Origin of the sequence: Streptomyces nitrosporeus (assembly GCF_008704555.1) — a bacterium.
GTDB classification, from domain to species: Bacteria; Actinomycetota; Actinomycetes; order Streptomycetales; family Streptomycetaceae; genus Streptomyces; species Streptomyces nitrosporeus.
The window spans coordinates 3,405,399-3,424,869 of record NZ_CP023702.1; the positions used below are offsets into that span (position 1 = coordinate 3,405,399).

Annotated in this window: 18 protein-coding genes; 4 read left to right on the forward strand and 14 right to left on the reverse strand. The window is 71.9% G+C overall.

All coding sequences use genetic code 11. The features are described from left to right. Positions 1 to 149 precede the first annotated feature (149 nt). From rlmB to CP967_RS15055, 3 genes are all read right to left on the reverse strand, one after another. Complete coding sequence (gene rlmB / locus CP967_RS15045) at positions 150 to 1,106, reverse strand: 23S rRNA (guanosine(2251)-2'-O)-methyltransferase RlmB (RefSeq protein ID WP_150488476.1); 957 nt, start codon at positions 1,104 to 1,106, stop codon at positions 150 to 152. Positions 1,107 to 1,215: 109 nt separating this feature from the next. Continuing rightward, positions 1,216 to 2,616, reverse strand: coding sequence for a cysteine--tRNA ligase (gene cysS, locus CP967_RS15050; protein WP_150488477.1), 1,401 nt, complete (start codon positions 2,614 to 2,616; stop codon positions 1,216 to 1,218). 189 nt (positions 2,617 to 2,805) lie between these two features. Further along, positions 2,806 to 3,483 (reverse strand): ScbR family autoregulator-binding transcription factor, encoded by a 678-nt coding sequence (locus CP967_RS15055; protein WP_150488478.1) that lies wholly within the window; start codon positions 3,481 to 3,483, stop codon positions 2,806 to 2,808. Positions 3,484 to 3,766: 283 nt separating this feature from the next. Here CP967_RS15055 and CP967_RS15060 point away from each other — a divergent pair, with 283 nt between their 5' ends. Together CP967_RS15060 and CP967_RS15065 are read left to right on the forward strand one after the other, a co-directional pair. After that, positions 3,767 to 4,675, forward strand: a complete 909-nt coding sequence (locus CP967_RS15060) for a ScbA/BarX family gamma-butyrolactone biosynthesis protein (protein WP_150488479.1) — start codon at positions 3,767 to 3,769, stop codon at positions 4,673 to 4,675. Continuing rightward, positions 4,672 to 5,544 (forward strand): NAD(P)H-binding protein, encoded by an 873-nt coding sequence (locus CP967_RS15065; protein WP_150488480.1) that lies wholly within the window; start codon positions 4,672 to 4,674, stop codon positions 5,542 to 5,544. Before CP967_RS15060 ends, CP967_RS15065 begins: the two co-directional genes overlap by 4 nt. Before the next feature lie 129 nt (positions 5,545 to 5,673). Here the strand turns inward: CP967_RS15065 and CP967_RS15070 are convergent, their stop codons facing one another. Together CP967_RS15070 and CP967_RS15075 are read right to left on the reverse strand one after the other, a co-directional pair. Then, a complete protein-coding gene (locus tag CP967_RS15070) occupies positions 5,674 to 6,930 on the reverse strand; it encodes a cytochrome P450 family protein (RefSeq protein WP_229888464.1) in 1,257 nt (418 codons plus the stop codon). 262 nt (positions 6,931 to 7,192) lie between these two features. Continuing rightward, complete coding sequence (locus CP967_RS15075; RefSeq protein ID WP_150488481.1) at positions 7,193 to 7,969, reverse strand: response regulator transcription factor; 777 nt, start codon at positions 7,967 to 7,969, stop codon at positions 7,193 to 7,195. Positions 7,970 to 8,290: 321 nt separating this feature from the next. On the opposite strand from CP967_RS15075, the gene CP967_RS15080 reads away from it, so the two are divergent. After that, complete coding sequence (locus tag CP967_RS15080) at positions 8,291 to 8,938, forward strand: ScbR family autoregulator-binding transcription factor (protein ID WP_150488482.1); 648 nt, start codon at positions 8,291 to 8,293, stop codon at positions 8,936 to 8,938. A gap of 279 nt (positions 8,939 to 9,217) precedes the next feature. On the opposite strand, the gene CP967_RS15085 is transcribed toward CP967_RS15080, so the two are convergent. Then, positions 9,218 to 10,423 carry an MFS transporter gene (locus tag CP967_RS15085; protein ID WP_150488483.1) on the reverse strand — a complete coding sequence of 402 codons (1,206 nt, stop codon included), beginning with the start codon at positions 10,421 to 10,423 and terminating at the stop codon, positions 9,218 to 9,220. Between the two features lie 64 nt (positions 10,424 to 10,487). On the opposite strand from CP967_RS15085, the gene CP967_RS15090 reads away from it, so the two are divergent. Continuing rightward, on the forward strand, positions 10,488 to 10,931 hold the full coding sequence (locus CP967_RS15090; protein ID WP_150488484.1) for a MerR family transcriptional regulator: 444 nt from the start codon (positions 10,488 to 10,490) through the stop codon (positions 10,929 to 10,931). Here CP967_RS15090 and CP967_RS15095 read toward each other — a convergent pair. The 8 genes from CP967_RS15095 to CP967_RS15130 form a co-directional block, all read right to left on the reverse strand. Next, the gene (locus tag CP967_RS15095; RefSeq protein ID WP_229888463.1) at positions 10,877 to 11,884 is read right to left on the reverse strand and encodes a fumarylacetoacetate (FAA) hydrolase; all 1,008 of its coding nucleotides are present in this window, start codon (positions 11,882 to 11,884) and stop codon (positions 10,877 to 10,879) included. The two genes, CP967_RS15090 and CP967_RS15095, sit on opposite strands and share 55 nt — an antisense overlap. After that, positions 11,881 to 13,185 (reverse strand): pyridoxal phosphate-dependent aminotransferase, encoded by a 1,305-nt coding sequence (locus CP967_RS15100; protein WP_190175137.1) that lies wholly within the window; start codon positions 13,183 to 13,185, stop codon positions 11,881 to 11,883. Before CP967_RS15100 ends, CP967_RS15095 begins: the two co-directional genes overlap by 4 nt. A 159-nt stretch (positions 13,186 to 13,344) precedes the next feature. Further along, positions 13,345 to 15,009, reverse strand: a complete 1,665-nt coding sequence (locus CP967_RS15105) for an AMP-binding protein (protein WP_150488485.1) — start codon at positions 15,007 to 15,009, stop codon at positions 13,345 to 13,347. After that, complete coding sequence (locus CP967_RS15110) at positions 15,006 to 16,124, reverse strand: Glu/Leu/Phe/Val dehydrogenase dimerization domain-containing protein (protein WP_150488486.1); 1,119 nt, start codon at positions 16,122 to 16,124, stop codon at positions 15,006 to 15,008. Before CP967_RS15110 ends, CP967_RS15105 begins: the two co-directional genes overlap by 4 nt. A gap of 70 nt (positions 16,125 to 16,194) precedes the next feature. After that, the gene (locus tag CP967_RS15115) at positions 16,195 to 16,758 is read right to left on the reverse strand and encodes a type 1 glutamine amidotransferase (RefSeq protein ID WP_150488487.1); all 564 of its coding nucleotides are present in this window, start codon (positions 16,756 to 16,758) and stop codon (positions 16,195 to 16,197) included. After that, entirely contained in the window at positions 16,755 to 17,570 is an 816-nt protein-coding gene (locus CP967_RS15120) for an amino acid kinase family protein (protein ID WP_150488488.1), read from the reverse strand. The genes CP967_RS15115 and CP967_RS15120 overlap by 4 nt, the downstream gene beginning before the upstream one ends. Continuing rightward, positions 17,567 to 18,625 (reverse strand): N-acetyl-gamma-glutamyl-phosphate reductase, encoded by a 1,059-nt coding sequence (gene argC, locus CP967_RS15125; protein WP_150488489.1) that lies wholly within the window; start codon positions 18,623 to 18,625, stop codon positions 17,567 to 17,569. The genes CP967_RS15120 and argC overlap by 4 nt, the downstream gene beginning before the upstream one ends. After that, complete coding sequence (locus tag CP967_RS15130; protein ID WP_150488490.1) at positions 18,622 to 19,470, reverse strand: ATP-grasp domain-containing protein; 849 nt, start codon at positions 19,468 to 19,470, stop codon at positions 18,622 to 18,624. Before CP967_RS15130 ends, argC begins: the two co-directional genes overlap by 4 nt. Position 19,471 lies beyond the last annotated feature (1 nt).

The following is a 19,471-nucleotide window of genomic DNA, read 5'->3' on the forward strand; positions in this document are numbered from 1 at the left end:
GTCAACGGCCTCCTGGACAGGCGGGACCCGGGCGTCCCGGGCGACGGCCCGCACCGCCCCGGGGCCGGTGGCCACGCCGTCCCGGGGGCCGGTAACGGCGCCCCGCCCGGGTCGTGGGCGGGGCGGCGGGGGCCGGAGCCCCGGGGCGGTCAGCCCCGGCGGCGCGCCACCTCGTAGAGGACGATGCCGGCGGCGACACCGGCGTTCAGCGACTCCGCGCCACCCGGCATCGAGATCCGGACACGGTAGTCGCAGGTCTCTCCGACGAGGCGGCCGAGCCCCTTGCCCTCGCTGCCGATCACGATGACGACCGGCCCGTCCAGCGCCTCCAGGTCCTCGACGGTGTGCTCGCCGTCGGCGGCCAGGCCGACGACCGTGAGGCCCGCCTTCTGGTACCCCTCCAGGGCGCGGGTCAGGTTGGTGACCCGGGAGACGGGGGTGCGGGCGGCCGTACCGGCGGAGGACTTCCACGCACCGGCGGTCATCCCGGCGGCGCGGCGCTCGGGCACCACGACTCCATGGCCGCCGAAGGCGGAGACGGAACGGACGATCGCACCCAGGTTGCGGGGGTCGGTGACCCCGTCGAGGGCCACGATCAGCGGGTCCTCGTCGTTGTCGTACGCGGCGGCGGTGAGGTCCTCCGGGTGCGCGTACTCGTACGGCGGGACCTGGAGGACCAGGCCCTGGTGGTTGAGGCCCTTCGTCATCCGGTCCAGCTCGGGGCGCGGGGCCTCCATGAGGTTGATGTTGCCGCGCTCGCCGGCGAGCTGGAGGCACTCGCGGACCCGCTCGTCGTTGTCGATGTACTGCTGGACGTAGAGCGTGGTCGCGGGGACGCCGTCGCGCAGGGCCTCGTAGACCGGGTTGCGGCCGACGACCATCTCCGAGGTGCCCTTGACGCCGCCGCGGCGCGGGGCGGGGCGGCGGGCCGCGGCCTGCTTGGCCTGGGCGTTCGCGATCCGGTTCTTCTTGTGTCCCTTGCGGGCGGAGGCGGGCGGCGTCGGTCCCTTGCCTTCGAGACCACGGCGTCGCTGGCCACCGCTGCCGACCTGCGCGCCCTTCTTGTTGGACGTGCGGCGGTTCCTGCGCTGGCTGTTCCCGGCCATGACCTACCTGTTTCGTTGCTTCAGAAAAACGTCGTCAAGTTCAGAGTGTGCCGCCCGGACGGCCGGGCGGCACATACGCGCCGCTCACACGCGGTGCGGGTGGGTGCGCTCAGCGCGGGCCGAGGGTCCACCGGGGGCCGCTGGGGCTGTCCTCGATGACCAGGCCCGACTGGCTCAGCCGGTCGCGGATGGCGTCGGCGGCGGGCCAGTCCTTGCGCTCGCGTGCCGACTCCCGCTGGTCCAGTACGAGCCGTACGAGGGTGTCCACGACGCCGTGCAGATCCTCACCGCCGCCGCTCCCGCCCGTCCAGTGGGGGTCGAGCGGGTCCAGGCCCAGCACACCCAGCATGGCACGCACCTCGGCCAGCCTGGCGACGGCCGCTTCCTTGTCGTCGGCGGCGAGGGCGGAGTTGCCCTGCCGGACGGCGGTGTGGATGATCGCCAGCGCCTGCGGGACCCCGAAGTCGTCGTCCATCGCCTCGGCGAACGCCGGCGGCACCTCGGCGGCCGGGGCGACCTCGCCGCCGGCCATCTCGGTGACCCGCTGGACGAAGCCCTCGATCCGCCCGAAGGCGGACTCGGCCTCGCGCAGGGCCTCCTCGCTGTAGTCGATCATCGACCGGTAGTGCGGGGTGCCGAGGTAGTAGCGCAGCACGATGGGACGCCACCGCTCGACCATGTCGGCGACCAGGACGGAGTTGTCCAGGGACTTCGACATCTTCTCGCCGGCCATGGTGACCCAGGCGTTGTGCACCCAGTACCGCGCGAAGGTGTCGCCGAAGGCCTTGGCCTGGGCGATCTCGTTCTCGTGGTGCGGGAAGATCAGGTCGATGCCGCCGCCGTGGATGTCGAAGGCGCTGCCCAGGTACTTGTGGGCCATCGCGGAGCACTCCAGGTGCCAGCCGGGCCGGCCGCGGCCCCACGGGGTCTCCCAGCTGGGCTCGCCCGGCTTGGCGGTCTTCCACATGGCGAAGTCGCGCTTGTCGCGCTTGCCGGTCTCGTTGTCGCCGGAGGGCTGGCGCAGGTCGTCGAGGTCCTGGTTGGACAGCTCCAGGTACCCCTCGAACGAGCGCACGTCGAAGTAGACGTTGCCGTCGGCCTCGTAGGCGTGGCCCCGCTCGATCAGGCCGCGCATCATCTCGACCATCTCGGTGACGTGGCCGGTGGCACGCGGTTCGTACGTCGGCGGGAGGCAGCCCAGGGCGTCGTAGGCGTCGTTGAAGGCGCGCTCGTTCTCGTAACCGATGGACCACCAGGGGCGGTTCCGCTCGGCCGACTTCTTGATGATCTTGTCGTCGATGTCGGTGACGTTCCGGATGAAGGTCACGTCGTAGCCGCGGTAGGCGAACCAGCGGCGCATGATGTCGAAGTTCAGCCCGGACCGGATGTGCCCGATGTGGGGGGCGGCCTGGACGGTAGCGCCACAGAGGTAGATCGAGACACAGCCCGCGGTGAGCGGCACGAAGTCACGGATCTGCCGGGCGCTGGTGTCGTACAGGCGAATAGTCACCCCTCAAGGGTAGTGGGCCCGCACCGGTGCCCCGGGCCCTCCCGGGAAATCCGCGCGGCACGTCCGGGCCCGGGTCCGGCGGCCGGACGGCCGGGCCGGGACGCCTCCGGCGGCGCCCCGGCACCACGGCCCTCCGAACGCCCCGGGAGCGGCGGGGTCCCTTCACCCTCGGACCGTGCCGGGCAGGGCTCAGTCCGTGCCGGGCCCGTCCGGCGGGGTTCCGGCCGCGCGTTCCGAGGCGGCGATCAGGAGCCGCCCGCGCTCGGCGCAGTAGTCGAGGGCGCCCAGGACCGGCGGCACGGCGATGCTCGGCAGCACGTTGGCCAGCAGCACCGACACCCGCTGCGGCAGGTCGGCGTAGTCGGCCAGCACCTGCGACATGTGCTGCAGACCGGAGAAGGAACCGACGAACAGTTCGGCGACGGCCACCGGGTCGACGTGGGGGAGCAGTTCGCCCCGCCGCTCCGCCTCCTGGAGGATCTCGAGGTTGAACCGGGACCAGTCCCGGAAGGCCGAGCCCCGGTCGAGCTCGCCGGCCTGCTGGTCGAGGCTGAGGCGGATGCTGGCCCGCACCAGCGAGTCCGTGCGCAGCCGCTCCGCGAGGACCAGGCCGGAGTCCGCTATCTCCTGGAGCTTGACCCGCTGCGGCACCAGCGCCGCCTCCGTGTCCTGCTGCTGTCTGCGGAGGATGGCCTGGGCCAGGTCCTCCTTGCCCTTGAAGTGGAAGTACACCGCGCCCTTGGTCGTACCGGCCTCCACGGCGATGTCACTGACCGTCGCCGCCTGGTAGCCCATGCGGTTGAAGACCTCCGCGGCCGCCTCCAGCACCTTCTGCCGCGTACGTACCGATCGATCCTGTTTCGCCACCTTGCTCCCCGCCGCTCACAGAACAAAAAAACCTGAAGGTATGAACTTATCAGGAAGAGGGACTCCCAGCATGCCCACCATTCAGCCACCCTTGCCTTATGTATAGCGGAATATATCCCGCCATTCCTTAGGAATCGAAGGTGAAGCCTTGATTCCACATCCTGCGTCTATACGGTGCGAAAGGTTCAGACTTCGACACCCATTGAAAAACATACGCGAGCGTACGTATGTTGGCCGCGCCGACAGCGCGGCGCTGCCGGCCACACACTTGGGGGGTGTGCTCATGCTGCAAGCAAGTGCCCAGGTCGCAAGCGCGAGACCCGTCGTCCCGATGGAGCTGGTGCACCGGAGAAGAGCGCGGGACGTGGTCCCCACGGACTGGGCCCACATATCCGGCGACCGGTTCCTGGTCCGGGGGGCGTGGCCGGCCGACCACGGCTTCTTCGCCCCGCGCGACGGCCTGCACGACGCGTTGTTACTGGTGGAGTCCATGCGCCAGAGCACGATACTGATCAGCCACGACGCGTACGGCGTGCCCGCCGGCCACCACTTCCTGATGTGGGAGCTGGACTACACCACGAACCCCGGCCGGCTCGCCGTGCGGGAGGGCCCGGAGGTCGAGCTGGAGGTGGAGTTCTCGGAGATCACCCGCGGCTCGGGCCGTCCGACCGGGATGTGCAGCAAGGTCACCGTCCGCCGGGGCGGACACACGGCGGGCACCGGCACCAGCCGGATCAAACTGCTCGGCGCGAAAACATACGCGCGTGTACGAGGCGAGCTGCCGCAGGCGCCCCCTCCCCCGGCACCGGCCGGCGCCCTCATGGCCCCACACGCGGTGGGCCGTACCCGGAGCAGGGACGTCCTTCTCGTACCCACCGTCCGGCAGGGGCTGTGGCGGCTGCGGGTGGACACGTCGCACACCACGCTCTACCAGGGGCCCAAGGACCACATTCCGGGGATGGTCCTCATCGAGGCGGCGCGGCAGGCCGCCCACGCGCTGGTGGGCCCGGCGGCTCTGGTCCCCCTCCGGGGCAACAACGCCTTCCACAGGTACGCCGAGTTCCGCAGCCCGCTGTGGATCGAGGCCGTACGCGGCCCCGGCGGGCACACCGTCACGGTCACCGGCCGGCAGGACGGCAGCCCCGTCTTCACCTCGACCGTCACCACGGGTGGCGCCGGAGCGGTCCGTTGATCCTCGTCACCGGGGCGAGCGGGACCGTGGGCGCGGAGGTGGCCCGGCAGCTCGCACCCCGGTGCGCCGTACGGCTGATGGCCAGGGACCCGGGGCGGATCACCGCCGGGGGCCCCCGGACCGAGGCCGTCGCGGCCGACTACGAAAACCCCGTGTCCCTGGGGCGGGCCCTGCGTGGTGTGCGGACCGCCTTCCTCGTCACCGGCCATCCGGCCCGGCGGCACGACGAGGCCTTCCTCGCAGCCGCGGCCGCCGCCGGGGTCCGGCACGTGGTCAAGCTCTCCGCGGCGGTGGTCGGGGACGACACGGACGACCTCGTCACCCGCCGCCAGCGGGAGACGGAGGAGGCGGTGCGCCGCTCGCCTCTCACCTGGGCCCTGCTCAGGCCCCGCGCCTTCATGTCGAACACCCTGGCGTGGGCCCCGGGCATACGGGCGGGGGACACGGTCGCCGCGCTGTACGGCGACGCGCCCAACACCCCCGTCGACCCCCGTGACGTGGCGTCGGTCGCGGTACGGCTGCTCATGGAGCCGGAGCGGCACGCGGGCAGGACCTGCACCCTGGTGGGCCCCGAGGCGCTGACGGCCGTACAGCAGACCCGGATCCTCTCCGAACTGCTGGGCAGGCCCCTGCGCTTCAGGCCGCTGACGCGCCGGGAGGCGGCGGCGGAGCTCATGCGGCGGTATCCCCCGGAGGTGGCCGAGGCCCTGCTCCGGCGCGCCGACCTCCAGGCCGCCGGCGGGAAGAAGCGGACCGGTACCGTGCCGCCGGAGCTGACGGGCGGACCGCTTCGCACGTACCGCGCCTGGGCCCTCGGCCATCTGCACCACTTCGGCGGACGGTCCCCCGCCCTCGCCCCCGCGCGCTGAGCGCGGCGCACGCCCCGGGGCCGGCCCTGTACGACGGGCGGGGCTGTACGGCGGGCCGGCCCTCACCGCGGGCCGGCCCGCCGTGGTGCTCCGGGAGGGGCGGGATCCCGCCCCTCCCGGAGTCCGCGGTCAGCCGCTGTCGCCCAGGAAGACCGGAAGCCTCCGGTGGCCGTTGGAGATGAAGGACGGCAGGAGTTCGAGCCGTTCCGCCGGATCGGCGAGCCTCATGCCGGGAAAGCGCCGGAACAGGGCTTCGAGAGCGATCACGGCGTCCATTCTGGCCAGCGGTGCGCCGAGACAGTAATGCACTCCGAATCCGAAGGCCAGATGCTCGCGGCGCTTTTCTCTGGTCACATCGAATTGTTCCGCGTTGTCGCCGTGCACCTCCGGATCCCGGCCCGCTCCGGCGAGCGAGATGATGATGGCGTCCCCCGCGGGGATGAGGACACCGGCGATCTCGATGTCCTCGACCGCATAACGTAACGGGACGTGGAATCCGGAGGGTTCACAGCGCAGAATTTCGTCCACGACGTCGTCCCAGGTCGCCACCCCCTCGCGTACGAGGGCGAGCTGGTCGGGGTTCCGGAGAAGGCTGTGCACCGCGTGGTCGAGGAGGTTGACCGTCGTCTCGTAACCGGCCGATATGACGAGGAGGAGCGTGTCCACGAGTTCCTGCTGGGTCAGCCCCGAGCCGTCCTCCGCGTCGCGCGCGGCGATCAGATGCGTGACCAGGTCGTCCTTCGGAGTGGCGCGCCTGCTCTCGATCAGCTCCCCCAGGGCGGCGTAGAGCTCGCGGACGTTGCTCTCCACCACCTCGGCCGGCACCGCGGTCAGGAAGGTGAGGCCGATCTTCTCCTGGAGGCCGTCGCGCGACTCCTCCGGGATACCGAGGAACTCGCAGATGACGCGCACGGGCAGGACGGCGGCGAACCGTTCCCGCAGATCCACCACCGCCCCCGGCGGCGCTTCGGCCAGGCGGTCGAGCAGGGAGTGCGCGATCGCGGTGACCATCGGTCCGAGCGTGCTGATGCTCCGGGCGGTGAACGCCTTCGTGACGAGCTTTCTGAGACGTCTGTGCTCATCGCCGTACGCGGTGATCATGCTGCGCACGGAGACCCACAGGGCGAGCGGCCAGCCCGCGGGGATGTCCCCGTTGATCCAGGCGGGCCAGTGCCGTTCGGCGTCCTTGGAGACCCGCGGGTCCGTCAGCAGCCGTTTGATGGCCCACTGGCTGGTGACGGACCACGCGAATACGCCGCCCGGAAGCATGACGGGGGCTATCGGTCCCCGCTCCCTCAGGCGTGCTATCTCGGCGTGCGGGTCGCGCCCGTTGATGTCGAGATGAACCGGGTCGACCGGACGGACAGCAGACGTTGCATTCATCATGCGAGCCTTCTCCTCGGGGATTACCACAACCGACTTCGAGCCTCACATATACTGCGCACTTTTCGCCCGCATCAAGCGTCCGCTTTCACGGCGGGAAATGCTTTTGCCATCTGTTTGCCGAGCCGGTGCGTGAATCCTTCATTCCACATGACGGGTTCCCGGGACGGACGAAGGTCATTGTTTTCATGCACCGAAGAAATTCGGGGGCCACCGGGCCGGGGACGCAATCCCTCCTGCGTGAATCCCCTGCGCGCCAAAGGGGTCAGCGGCATCCGATCTGGAACCCGACGCCGCGGACGGTGAGGATCCAGTCGTTCGAGCCGAGCTTGCTCCGGAGACTGCACACATGGGTGTCCAGCGTCCGCCTGGACCAGGAGCCGGCCCACACCTCCCGCATGAGCCGCTCCCGGGGCAGGACGTCCCCGGCGTGCGAGACCAGCAGGGCGAGGAGGCTGAACTCCTTGGGCGTCAGGTCGAGCCGCTCCCCGGCCAGGGTCGCCGTGCGCCGCTCCAGGTCGATCCGCAGGCCGTTGTGCGTCGTGGCACCGGTGGCGGTGGGGGCCGCCCGGGGGCGGGAGCGGCGCATGACCGCCTCCATCCGCGCCATCAGCTCCCGGAAGCCGTAGGGCTTCACCAGGTAGTCGTCGGCTCCGGCCTGCAGCCCGAGCACACGGTCCAGTTCACTGGCGCGGGCGGTCACCGCGATGAGCGGCTTGTCGTCGGCCAGCCGGATGCTGCGGCAGACCTCCAGGCCGTCGAGGTCGGGGAGGTCCAGGTCGAGGAGCACGAGGTCGGCTTCCCCGTAGACCTCCAGCGCGGCCCGCCCCGTCCCCACGTTCCTCGTCCGGTGGCCGTGGCGCCGCAGGGCCCGTGCCAGGTGGTCCGCCTCGTCCGGGACGCTCTCGACGACCAGGACCCGCCATCCCCCGCCGTCCTCCGGTGCCGGCGGGGCCGCGGGGGCCGTTCGCCCCGGCTGCCGGGACGGCGCTTCGTGTGACGCGGGACCGCGGTGCGCGAGCAGGGCTGTCTTGCCGGCCATGACTTTCCCTTCCCCCTGAAATGGAGCTCCCAGCAACCGACTGCCAAATTAAAACCGTGACGAATGTTTTTGTCAAAGGGGAGTACGGCAGTAAATATTCATATTAGAGACGATATGTACCCCTGCACGGCTAAGCGCTTTGCCTACCCTTTCCCGCCGGGAGGCGATCACAGGACATCAACTCAGCCAATGAAAGGAATATAAGAGACAAAAAGTCCATGGAGGTGGCACCAAATCATTCACGAAGGTATTGATACTGGTATGCCGCTGCCACCGTTCCTGGACGGACCTGAGCCAGACGCCCATCCCGCCGGAGCGGGCATGCAGGAGCGTGCCGTCCGCACCCGCCGGGCGCTGATCCGCTCGGCCGCCGAGCAGTTCGAGAGACACGGATACGAGAAGACGCGCCTGAGCGAGGTGAGCAACGGCGCGGGCGTGACGAGCGGAGCCCTGCACTTCCACTTCCAGAGCAAGCCCGAACTGGCCGACGCCGTCGAGAGGACCGCGGCCCGCAGGCTGTACCGCGCGGCCTGGCGGTCCCAGCAGTCCCCGGCCGGCGCCCTCCAGACCCTCATCGACGTGACCCACGCCCTCACCCGCCTGCTCCACGAGGACGTGGTCGTGCGGGCGGGTCTGCGCCTCAACAGCGACGCCTCCGGGCGGCTCTGCCTCAGCCTGAGGCACGCGTGGCAGAGCTGCGTCCAGCAACTGCTGGCGCGCGCCGCCGACCAGGGGGAGCTCGCCGGGACGCCGGCCCCCTCGCACCTGGCCCAGACCATGACGGCGGCGACCACCGGGTACGAGGTCCTCGCACGGGAGAACAGGGAGTGGCTCTCGCACCGGGCCGTCACCGATCTGTGGCGGCTCCTGCTGCCGGGAGCCGCCGCCCCGGCGGTCCTGGCCGGACTGCGCCCCGAGGGCACCGGGGAGCTGCCCCGCGGGGCCCGGGACGGGGGCGCCCCGCCGTGACCCGCGCCCGCCGCACGGGGAGGGCCCCGGGCACGGGGCGGCCCGCGGAAACGTGAAAGCCCCGCCCCGGCCGGGAAGGCGGGGGCGGGGCTTTCGTGGACACCACGGGCGAAGGGGCTCCGACGGGGGTGGCGGAGCCCCTCCGCTCCCCGCGGCGCGTCTCCCGGCACACGGCCGGAAGCGGATACGGGTGCGGCACGGGCACAGGTACGGGTGCGGCACGGGCACGGGATCGTACGGGCTCCCCCGGTGTGCCCGGCCGTGTGCGGGCGAACCGTCCTACGTCGACTCCGGACGCTTGGCGGGGAAGGCGTGCTTGCGCGCCACCAGTACGACCAGCAGCACCGGGACCATCAGCAGGAGGACGCTCCAGGCGAAGGAGTCCGGGCCGAAGGACCCCAGGAGGAGTCCGCCGACCGCGCCGCCGCCGGCCATGAAGGAGTTCCACGTGGTGACCAGCAGGGCCTGGCCCCGGTCGCCGCCGGCATCGGTGACCGCGGTCTGCAGGAGGGTGGTGACGCCGCCCCAGCCGAGTCCCCACAGCACCATCGCGCCGTAGACGACCAGGACGTTGGTGGCCAGCACCGCCAGCAGGGCCGCCGCGACGATGAACAGGGCGCTGCTGACGATCAGCAGCATCCGCAGCTTGCGGTCCACCATGGCACCGGTGATCCAGATGCTCACCACGGAGGCGATGCCGAAGACGAGCAGGACCACGTCCCGGGCGCCGCCCAGGCCGTTCTCGTCGAGGAAGGTGGCGATGTAGGTGTACAGGATGTTGTGCGCCAGCACGTAGGCCGCGACGACGAACAGCACGGCCGCGACGCCGGGGAGGGCCAGCGCCCTGAAGACCGGTTCGCGGGTGCCGGCGCTCTGGCCGGGCGAGTCCGGGACCGTGAAGTGGATCCACCCCAGCAGGAGGACGGAGACCGCGGTCACCAGACCGAAGGTCAGGCGCCAGCCGAACAGTTCACCGAGGAAGGTGCCGGCGGGGATGCCGAGGGAGAGGGCCAGTGGCACACCGGCCATGGTGATGGCGATGGCGCGGCCCTGGAGGTGCGGGGGCGCCAGGCGCCGCGCGTATCCGACCAGTTCGGCCCAGACGGCCGCCGCGGCGATACCGGCCAGGAGCCGGAACACCATCGTCAGCGGGTAGTTGGAGGAGAGCGCCGTCACGGTGTTGGCCACCGCGAACATCGCCACGGACAGCAGCAGCAGCCGCTTGCGCCTCCACCGTGCCGTGGTCACGGCCAGCGGGATGGCCGACACACCGGTGGCGATGGCGTAGATGGTGAGCGCCTGGCCCATGGCCGACTCGCTGACCGACAGGTCGCGGGCCATCTCGGGCAGCACGCCGGCCGGGAGGGCCTCGGTCAGGATGCCCATGAAGGCGGCGGTGGCGAGTGCCAGCAGCGGCGACAGGGGCAGCTTGCGGTTGTCCGCGGGCGGGGACGTGTCGAGTAGATCTGTCTGTGTCGTTGACATGACGGTATCCTGAAACCCTCACATTGATGTGAATGTCAAGTGGACGTGAGTGGAGGTGGGTCGTATGCGGATCGGTGAGCTCTCCGAGCGCACGGGAACGCCGCGCCGGCTGCTGCGCTACTACGAGGAGCAGGAGCTCCTGGTGCCCGGCCGGGCACCGAACGGCTACCGGGACTACGCCGAAGGCTGCGTGGACCGGGTCCTGCAGATCCGGGGGATGCTCGACGCGGGTCTGTCGACCCGGGTCATCAAGCAGGTGCTTCCCTGCGTCAACGATCCCCGGGCCATCCACGTGTCGGGGGCGAACGAGGAGACGATCGCCACCCTGGAGCACGAGCGGGAGCGCATGGCCGACCGCATCCGGTGCCTGACGCGCAGTCACGACGCCATCACCGGTTACCTGGAGGCGGTACGGCGTGACCGCCGCTCCCGCGGTGAGGCGCCGGTGACCGCCTACGCGGTGGCCGACTCCGCGGCCGGCCCCCTCTCCGTGACCGAGGCGGCCTGAGGTCCGTAGCGGACGACGTTGGACAGCACCGCGCCGTGGCTGGACACGTCGATGACCATGCGGTCACCGTCCTCGATCCGGAACCCGTCGTGGTAGCTGGCCTTGTCCGCGCCCACGAAGAGGTAGTTGACCAGCCCGGGACGGCGCAGTGCCGGGTACGAGAACAGGTACTCCGTCATGTCCCCGAAGCGGTGGAAGATCGAGTCGGCGCCGCACGAGAAGGGCCCCTCCCAGGCCGTGGCGCCGTCGCGCTCGATCGCGACACGCCCCGTCACGGTCCGCGGCGGCTCCCCGAGGAACAGCCACGGGGTCATGGACGTCTCGCACAGCTTGGCGTACGGCGTCCAGGCCCAGGGGTTCTTCAGGTGCAGTCCGATGTCGTTGAGGTCGTTGCCGAAGCTGTAGCCGGCGTAGTGCGGGTTCCCCTCGTCGTCGTTGACGTACACCAGGACGACCTCGGGCTCCTCCAGCAGCCAGACGGGGTCGGCGGGGGTGACCAGCGGGTCACCGGGCATGCGCAGCCACGACCCGAAGCCCTTGATGTAGTAGTTCGGCGGGGTGAACTCCTCGTCCGGTTCCGGGGCGCGGTCGAACTTGGAGCGGTGCGTGCCCATGAAGCCGTTGATGAGGGAGCTGTCCGTGGCGGTGGGAAGCAGCGGGGGGAGGAAACGCAGCCCGGGATCGCCGGCCGGGACCGTGACGGTCCCGGCGGTGTCCGCGACGACGGCGGCCGCCGCCTCCGGGCCGCCGGCCAGGACGGCCGCGCGTAACCGGCCCTCCTCCACCGCGTGGAGCGTGAGGGGGTCGCCCTCGGCGGGGATGCCGAGGCCCGCGTAACGCCTGCCTTCGTACGAGCATTCGAAGATGATGGACATGGTGTCGGTGACCTCCGGTGGGTCCTCGGGGTCCGGGCGGTGTGCCGGACCGGGGTCGTCGGGATGTGCGGGTCTCATGGCCGCGCGCCGTCCGGCGCGGGGCCGGGGGGCCGGCCGGTGAGGTCGTGCAGGACCTCGGTGACGCGGTCCAGGGCGGCGCGGATCCAGGGCAGTTCCAGCGGGTCGCGGGCCGTGAGCGCCGCGGTGCGTTCGGCGTCGGTCTCGCCGTACAGGCGGGAGGTGGCGATCCGGATCCTCAGCGGGTCGTCCGGCTCGCCGAAGACCGCCCCGGGCAGGACGCCCACCCCGTACCGCTCCATGAGCAGCTCCGTCAGAGCGGTGCCGCCCCGTATCCCGTGGAGGCGTACGAGGTCCTCCCGCAGGGGCTCGAAATCGGGGTAGAGGTAGCTCGTCGCCCGTACCGGTGTGAGGACGGTGCCGGCCGCGGCGAACCGCCGGGCCGCCTCCCGGACGACCGTCCCGTGGAGCCGGCGGCTCGCGGTGACACGGGCGGTGACCTCGGGCGGTTCCTCCAGGGCGTACGCCGCGGCCTCCTGCACGGGCGCCGCGGTGCTCGACCAGATCTGGCTGACGACACCGAGCAGCCGTGTGTGCAGCTCGCGCCCCGTGTCGCTGTCGGGCAGCCGCGCGACGCCGAGCCGCCAGCCGCCGAGCGCCAGGTTCTTGGTGACGCCGGTGGTGATCACCGTCCTCTCGGGGGCGTACAGCGCGGGGGAGGCGATCCGGTCCGCGGGGTCGAAGACCAGGTCGCGGTAGATCTCGTCGGAGATGACGACGAGGCCGAGCTCCCTGGCGGCCCGTGCCAGACGGCGCACGGTCCGGGGCGAGGCGATGGTGCCGGTCGGGTTGTCGGGCAGGGTGACCACCACGGACCGCGGGTCCCGCCCGCCGGACCGGGCCGCCGCCACCGCCTCCCGCAGGGCGTCCGGGTCGGGCACCCCGCCCTCGCCGGGCGGGGTGGGGACCGGCACGGCACGCGCGCCGGCCAGCCGGGCCTGGGCGCTGTAGCTGACCCAGCTCGGCACCGGCACCACCACGTCACCGCCGACGGCGAGCATCAGCGCGAACAGCAGCGGCTTGCTCCCCGGCCCGCAGACGACCAGGCCGGGATCGACGGGCAGACCGCGGCGCGCCCAGTACCCGGCCGCCGCCGCCCGCAGCCGCGGGCTCCCCGGCACCGGGCCGTAGGCGTTGCGGCCGGCCGCGTCGGCGAGCAGGCTCCTCAGCCGCGGAAGAACCGGCAGGCCGACTTCACCGCTGGCCAGGGACAGCACCTCCTGGCCCGCCAGACGCCTGCGGGCCAGCGCTTCGTCCGCGGCGAGCGTGGCCGACACGGCCACCGGCACGGGAGGGGACATCGGGTCTCCATGGGGTGTCGGATGCCCCTGCGGGGCGGCGGGAGCGGGGATACGGACGTGGGGGGTACGGGCCGGGGGGCCCGGGCGTGGGGGCCCGGGCCCGGGGAGCGAGGCGTGGGGGCGGGTGTGTGGGGGGCGTGGGGGGGGCGGGGCGCGGGCTCACGCCACGGCGTAGCGGTTCCGCAGTTCGACCTTGCGGATCTTGCCGGTGAGGGTCTTGGGCAGTTCCTCGACGGTCTCCAGCCGGTCGGGCAGGAAGCGTTCGGGCTGGCCGGCCGCCGTGAGGTGGGAGCGGACGTCCTCCAGCGTCGGCCGTTCGCCGCCCCGGGGCACGACCACGGCCAGGATGAGGTCGTCCAGCTTCCCGGTGGGACCGACGATGGCGGCCTCGGTGACCCGGGGATGGCGGGAGATGATCGCCTCCAGCTCCGCCATGGGGACCACGATCCCGTCGCGCAGGATGGCGTCCTTGGCGCGCCCCAGCAGGCGGATGCCGCCCCGCCCGTCCTCACGGGCCACGTCGCCGGTGTCGAACCACCCCTCCGCGTTCAGTTCGGAGGCGAAGCAGTCCATCCGCCGGTGGTAGCCGAGCGCCCTCGACGCCCCGCGCACCCGGAGCCGGCCCACCTCGGCGCGCTGGCCCGGGTTGTGGCAGGCGTCGATGCGTATCTCCATGGAGTCGATCGGCCGCCCGTGGCTGTGCGCCGCCCAGTCCTGGTTGTAGTCGAGCCGGGTGATGGTGACGGGGCCGAACTCCGACATCCCCCACACCGAGTACGTCTGGGCCCCGAGGGTCGCCCGTAACTCGTCGACCAGCTGTTGCAGGACGGGTGCCGCGCCGGTGACCACGTGGCGCAGGGTCGACACGTCCCGGGGGTCGGCGCGCTGGGACTCCGCCACGGCCGTGAGGGTGGGGGGCGGCCCGTACAGCAGGGTCGCCCCGTACCGCTGGATCAGGTCGGGGAGGCTGGCGTTGTCCTGCTCGTCCTGGAAGACGACCGTGCCGCCGAGCATGACACCGGCCAGGATGCCCTGCCCGAAACCGGAGTAGTGGATCAGGGGGGTGGTGACGGCGGCGACCAGGTCGTCGCGGAGCAGGAAGGTGTCCACGTATCCGCGTACGGCCGAGTGGACGGTGTTCTGGCTGTGCAGCACCCCCTTGGAGTCGCCCGTCGTGCCGGAGGTGAACAGCACGACGAACGGGTCGTCGGGCCCGAGCTCGCGGTCGGCGAGCTCCACCGCGCGCGACTCCTCGCGGCGGGGGGCGATGAAGAGGCCGTGGAAGTCGACGGCACCGTCCGGCGCGTGTCCGCCGACCACGACGACGTGCTCGACGGGCAGTTCGTCCGCCATGGCCACCAGTGTCTTGGCGAGCGGGTAGCCCTCCCAGGACTCGACGGTGATGCACACCTTCGCCTCGGTCAGGGTCAGCCGGTGGCGCAGGTCGGTCTCCCGGCAGACCGGGGCGATGGGGCAGATGACGGCGCCCGCGCGCATGCAGGCGAACATCAGCGGCACCATCTCCCACCGGTTGGGGAGCTGTACCGCCACGACGTCCCCCCGCCCGACGCCCAGTTCGAGCAGGGCCACGGCGAACCGGTCGGTGAGCCGCGCGAGTTCGGAGTAGTCCAGCGTGTCGGTGTGCGCCTCGTGCATCCGGCGGCCCGCGACGGCGAGCTTGTGGGGCCGCTCCCGGGCCTGGCGCCGCAGGTCGTCCAGGAAGGTCTCGTCGCGCCACCAGCCGCGCCGCCGGTACTCGTCGGCGCGCTCCTTCGGGATCAGGGCGCCCTGCCCGCTCCCCGGCGCCTCGGTCGTCGCGGTCATCGGCGCTCCCCCCGGCGGGCGCCCAGCAGTTCCGGCAGCGGGTCGCCGGCCCGGCCGTCCGCGATCTCCAGCAGGTCGCGGGTGTTCTGCCGCACCCGGTCGCCGACCCAGTCGAAGACCCATGCCTTGCGCGCCGCGGCCTCCAGGCCGAAGGGGACGACCCGGGTAACGGCCAGCGCGGCCGACGCCGCACCGCCGATGTTGGCGATCACGCCCGGGACCAGGACCCCGCCCGAGGCGGCCACCTTCTCCTTCGCGGCGGCGCTGGACGCGAGGTTGGCACCCTCGACGACCAGCCCGGCACGCAGCCGGTGCGTGTTCTCGGCGGTGAGCGCGTACTTCTGGGCGGCGAGGACCAGCACGTCGGCGTCCACGTCGAGCCAGGCGTCCGGCTCGCCGGACAGGGTGACGCCGGCCGGCAGCCGGGACCGGTCGATCCGGCCGAACTCGTCCGTGGCCGCCAGCAGCCCCTCCACGGGGAGCCGGTCCGCGCTGATGGTGCCCTCGACGTCGGCGACGCCCACGACGGTGTGCCCGCGTTCCTCCAGGAACCGCGCGACGGACCGGCCGACCGCGCCGAAGCCCTGCACCACGACCCTGGCCGGCCCGGAGTTCCGGCCCGCCTCCCACGCCGTGACGGCCGCCACCCCGACACCGTGGCCGGTGACGTCGATCAGCGGCTCGTAGTACGTCCGCCAGTCGATCGGCATGTCCGGGGCGCCCAGCCGGTAGCGGGGGTCGTACTTCGCCTCCTCGAAGAAGACGGCCCGGTCGGCGGGGGTGACACCCATGTCGATGCCGAGGTGGATGCCGCCGTGCAGCAGCGGCTTCACCGTACGGCCGAACGTCCGGAACGTCTCCAGGCGGTCGCCGCCGTCCGCGACGATCCCCGCCTTGGCTCCGCCGATGCGCAGCCCGGCGAGCGTGAACTTGTCGGTCATGTCCCGGGCGAGGCCCGCGACTTCCTCCTCGGTGACCCCGGTGGTCATCCGGGTGCCGCCCATCGCCAGGCCGTCGACGAGCGTGTCGACGACCACCCAGCCCTTGATGTCCCCGCCGCTGCCGTTCAGATGAACGGTGAGGGCGGGTGCCTGCGGTTCTTCCAGAGCGCTCATGCCAGGTCCTTGTGTCCGTGGATCGAGAGGGTTCGGTCGGTACGGGACGTGCTCACTGGTACAGACGTGCTCACTGGTACAGCTGTGCGAAGCCGCGCAGGATCTCCAGACCGTCCTTGCGGAACTCCAGGTGCGCCTGCGAGCCGTGGACGCGTCCGTCGTCGGAGCACAGGAACTCCACGGGGGCGTGCTCCGAGCGGCCGATCGACCGGAAGCCGGGCGGCGCCTGGCGCAGGTAGAGGGTGTGGCGGTGGAACACCGTCACCGTCGGTCCGACGTGGGCGAACAGCGGTTCCGCCGTGTCCACTTCCACCTTGTAGCCGCCGACCCGCTGGGGCCCCTCCTCCATGCGCCCGCCGGCCGCGAGGGCGATGATCTGCATGCCGCCGCAGATCCCCAGGACGGGGACGTCGGTGCCGGTGACCAGGTCGATGAGGGGCTTGTAGTACGCCTGGTCGTAGGCGCGGACCTTGGTCCCGCTCAGGACGACCGCCTGGTAGCGGCCGCCGGTGCCCGCCGGCACCTCCGCCGCTTCGACGGTCTCGGTGTCCGCCCCGAGGTCCTCCAGCCGCCGGCGCAGCTGCGGGAGCGAGAGGGTCCCGTTGTCGACGACGAGTACGCGGGGTTTCGTCACGGCGCTTCTCCGTTTCGCGTGATGGCGGTGCCGGTACGGCCTTCCAGCAGGTCCGTGACGGGGGCGCTGCCGAGGACGACCCGTCGTACGCCCGCCGCCAGCGCCTCGTCGGCGGCCCGCAGCTTCTTGCGCATCCCGCCGGTGGCGCCCCGGTCGCGGAAGGCCGCGGCCTGCTCGGCCGTGACCGCGCGGACCGGCTCGTCGTCGATCAGCAGGTGGGCGACGTCGGTGACCAGGACCAGGTCGGGTGCGCCGACGGCGCCCGCGAGGGCCGCCGCCGCCCGGTCGGCGTCGGTGTTCACCTCCTGGCCCGCCGCGTTGCGGGCGAGCGGGGTGACCAGGCAGGCGTGGCCGGGTGCGAGGTTCTTCAGCGCGCCCGGGTCCACCGAGGTGATCGGGCCCACGAGGTTCTCCATCTCGACGAGCTGCCGCTCCCGCCACCACCAGCGTTCGCCCTCGCCCGCGCCGGCCAGGCCGTCGCTCCCGAGGATCCGCTCGGCCGTGATGCCGCGGTCCGCCAGCCGCCGGATGACGTCCTGCCCCAGCGCCTCGCTGACCGTCTTGATGTCCTCGATGACCTCGGGTGTGGTCCACCGGCTCTGGTTGCCGTACCGGTCGCGCAGGACCGCCGAAGGCTCCCGGTAACGGGCGTCGAGGTTCCTGAGCGGTTTGGACCAGCCGTGCACCAGGACCAGCGGACGGTCCCGCCCGTGCCGGGCGAGGTCGTCCCACCAGGTGCCGTCGAGATCGTCCAGGCAGCTGCCGCCCAGCTTGACGACGACGGGGGCGGTCTTTCCGGCCGGTCCGCTCATACCGGCATCACCGGCTGCATCGTCAGCCCCGTCTCCTCGGGCAGCCCGAACCTCATGTTGAGGGCCTGGACGGCCTGGCCCGCGGCGCCCTTGATCAGGTTGTCCAGCGCCGCGAGGACGACGACGCGTCCCCCGTCCGGGTCGTGCAGGACCGTGACGTCGCAGTAGTTGGAGCCCAGCGTCGCCTGGGGGTCGGGCATGGGGATGAGCGTCTCGTCGCTGCGGCGGACCCGCACGAAGGGATGCGGCCGGTAGAACCGCAGGTAGGCGCGCTGGAGTTCGCGGAGGTCGAGCTCCTCGTCGGTGAACACGTAGCAGCTGGCGAGCAGTCCGCGCACGTGCGAGACACCGTAGGCGGACATCGTCAGCGACCCGACGGTGCCCGGTTTGCTCCGCTCCAGGAAGTCCCCCACCTCGGCGGCGTGCCGGTGCCCGGTGGGCGCGTACGGGGCGATGGCACCGTTGCGCAGCGGGTGCAGGTCCGCGGTGCGCAGCTGGAGGCCGCCCCCGCTGGACCCGCTCTTCCCGTCGACGAGCACGGTCCGCAGGTGCAGGCCGAGGCCGAGGACGAGAGGGGCGAGCCCCAGGGTGATGGCGGTCGCGTAGCACCCGGGTACGGAGATCAGCGGCGCGTCCTTCAGGGCGTCACCGACGAGTTCCGGTACGCCGTAGACGAAGCGGTCGGCGAGTCCGGCGGAACGCTCCGCCTTGGGGTACCACCGCTCGTGCAGCTCCTGCCCGCGGATACGGAACGCTCCGCTCAGGTCGATCACGCACGCGACCCGGTCGGCGAGTTCCCCGGCGAGCCGGGCGGACACCGGGGCGGGCGTGGCCAGCAGGACCACGTCGCAGCGCTCGGCGATCCGGTCGGCGTCGGCCCGTTCGACGGTCAGGCCGAGGTCGACCCGGAGGCCGGGGTGCAGTTCGGCCGGTCTTCGGCCGGCGCTGGACTCACCGCCGAGAAAGGTCAGCCGGAGGCCGGGGTGCTGGTGCACCAGGCGGATGAGGTCTCCGCCCGCGAGACCGGACGCTCCGACAATGCCCACACGTATCATCCGAGTGTCTCCTGCACATAGCCGAGGACCGCCGTCGTGATGTCCGCGTCGGTCGTCGAGGCCACGCCGCGCCAGGCGGGGGCGTGGTTGACCTCGTTGACGACGAAGCCGTCCGGGGTCCTGAAGAGGTCGATGCCGTAGATGCCGGGGCCGAGACTGTCCACGACCCCGCTCACCACTTTCCGGATGTCGGGATCGAGGGCCAGGGAACGGCTCCGGTTGCCCAGGGCCGCGTTGCTGCGCCAGTCGGCCCCCGCGCTCTCGAACTCGGCGGCCGCGACGATCTCGTGCCCGACGGCCAGGCAGCGGATCGAGCCGCCGCCCAGGTAGGGCTCGGCCAGGCACGCCTGCTCGAAGGCGTGCCCCAGGTCCTCGACGTAGTCGTACACGGAGTGGGCGAGATCGGCGTCGCGCACCAGGGTGACGCGCTTGCCCATCCCGCCGTAGACCGGCTTGAGCACCAGCGGCACCCCGAGCCCGGCGACGGCCTGTTCGAAGTCCCTGCGGGACAGCACGAGCCGGAAGTCCGGCACGGGGACACCCGCCTCACGCAGCACGGCCCGCAGCACCAGCTTGTTCTCACAGGTGTGGACGGCGGTCGCGGAGTTGAGGACGAAGGCACCGGCGGACTCGGCGTAGGCCGCGATCAGTCCGCCGCGGGTGTAACTGCGGCTGCGTACCAGCAGCGCCCCGTAGCCGTCGGCCGCGGACGGGCCGGGTCCGCCGAGGCACAGGGACTCGTCGTTGACCCAGTCGACCCGCAGGCCGAACCCGGGTGCCGCCTCGATGAGCCGGCGTTCCTCCCAGCCGACCCGGTCGGCGACGACGGCGACTGCTCCGCCCATG

Excerpts from the sequence above, each read along its gene's own strand:
- rlmB (WP_150488476.1), bottom strand. The coding sequence starts at position 1,106 with ATGGCCGGGAACAGCCAGCGCAGGAACCGCCGCACGTCCAACAAGAAG.
- CP967_RS15060 (WP_150488479.1), top strand. The coding sequence starts at position 3,767 with ATGCTGCAAGCAAGTGCCCAGGTCGCAAGCGCGAGACCCGTCGTCCCG.
- CP967_RS15070 (WP_229888464.1), bottom strand. The coding sequence starts at position 6,930 with ATGATGAATGCAACGTCTGCTGTCCGTCCGGTCGACCCGGTTCATCTC.
- CP967_RS15075 (WP_150488481.1), bottom strand. The coding sequence starts at position 7,969 with ATGGCCGGCAAGACAGCCCTGCTCGCGCACCGCGGTCCCGCGTCACAC.
- CP967_RS15080 (WP_150488482.1), top strand. The coding sequence starts at position 8,291 with ATGCAGGAGCGTGCCGTCCGCACCCGCCGGGCGCTGATCCGCTCGGCC.
- CP967_RS15085 (WP_150488483.1), bottom strand. The coding sequence starts at position 10,423 with ATGTCAACGACACAGACAGATCTACTCGACACGTCCCCGCCCGCGGAC.
- CP967_RS15090 (WP_150488484.1), top strand. The coding sequence starts at position 10,488 with ATGCGGATCGGTGAGCTCTCCGAGCGCACGGGAACGCCGCGCCGGCTG.
- CP967_RS15095 (WP_229888463.1), bottom strand. The coding sequence starts at position 11,884 with ATGAGACCCGCACATCCCGACGACCCCGGTCCGGCACACCGCCCGGAC.
- CP967_RS15100 (WP_190175137.1), bottom strand. The coding sequence starts at position 13,185 with ATGTCCCCTCCCGTGCCGGTGGCCGTGTCGGCCACGCTCGCCGCGGAC.
- CP967_RS15105 (WP_150488485.1), bottom strand. The coding sequence starts at position 15,009 with ATGACCGCGACGACCGAGGCGCCGGGGAGCGGGCAGGGCGCCCTGATC.
- CP967_RS15110 (WP_150488486.1), bottom strand. The coding sequence starts at position 16,124 with ATGAGCGCTCTGGAAGAACCGCAGGCACCCGCCCTCACCGTTCATCTG.
- CP967_RS15120 (WP_150488488.1), bottom strand. The coding sequence starts at position 17,570 with ATGAGCGGACCGGCCGGAAAGACCGCCCCCGTCGTCGTCAAGCTGGGC.
- argC (WP_150488489.1), bottom strand. The coding sequence starts at position 18,625 with ATGATACGTGTGGGCATTGTCGGAGCGTCCGGTCTCGCGGGCGGAGAC.
- CP967_RS15130 (WP_150488490.1), bottom strand. The coding sequence starts at position 19,470 with ATGGGCGGAGCAGTCGCCGTCGTCGCCGACCGGGTCGGCTGGGAGGAA.